The following is a 723-nucleotide window of genomic DNA, read 5'->3' as shown; positions in this document are numbered from 1 at the left end:
ACTAAGCGGCCTTGGTTCTGAATTCAATGGGACTGAGGCCGTTTAGTTTTGCCTGCAACCGTTCATTATTGTAAAAGTGAATGTAATCCTCAACATCCTTTTGAAGTTCTTCAAAGGTCCGGTAGGTATGCAGGTAGTATTTCTCGCATTTTAATGTCCCCCAGAAAGATTCCATCGGTCCATTATCGATACAGCAGCCCACCCGGGACATGCTTTGCTTCATTTTTGCTTCGTCTACCATCTCTTTGAACTTCAAGGAAGTGTACTGAAACCCACGGTCGCTGTGGAGTAGCGGATGGCTTTGAGGTGCAGCTTGTACGGCGAGCTCAAACGTCTCAAAGACCAGTGCGTTATTATTGGAATGCCCCAGTACATAAGAAACAATGGACTTGTCGTACAGGTCTAATATAGCGCTCAAATACGCCTTCTTTCCGTTCCCGTACTTGAATTCCGTGACATCCGTAACCCATTTTTGGTTGGGCGCTTCGGCATGGAATTCACGGTTCAGCACGTTCTCTGCGACCTGCTGAGGCGTGGAGCCCACGTACTTCTTCTTCTTCTTTCTGCGGATGACGGACTGGATGCCTTGGAGCTTCATAAGTCGGTACACTCGTTTCGCATTCAGAGGTCTGTCCATCTGGCTGCGCAAATGTAAGGTTAATTGGCGGTACCCGAAAGTTCGTTCCACCTTATCGTATAACTGGAGCATAGCCTGGGTAAGTT

At 47.7% G+C, this 723-nt stretch carries 1 protein-coding gene; it reads right to left on the bottom strand.

Annotated elements, in window-relative coordinates:
- Window position 1: 1 nt before the first annotated feature.
- A partial coding sequence (locus tag ACI1P2_RS31395; protein WP_355327727.1) for an IS3 family transposase occupies window positions 2-723 on the bottom strand: 722 nt, incomplete at its 5' end.

Origin of the sequence: Paenibacillus jiangxiensis (assembly GCF_046098255.1) — a bacterium.
Lineage (GTDB): Bacteria > Bacillota > Bacilli > Paenibacillales > Paenibacillaceae > Paenibacillus > Paenibacillus jiagnxiensis.
Note: the sequence above shows the minus strand (reverse complement) of the source record. Positions and strands in the feature narration are given on the sequence as shown.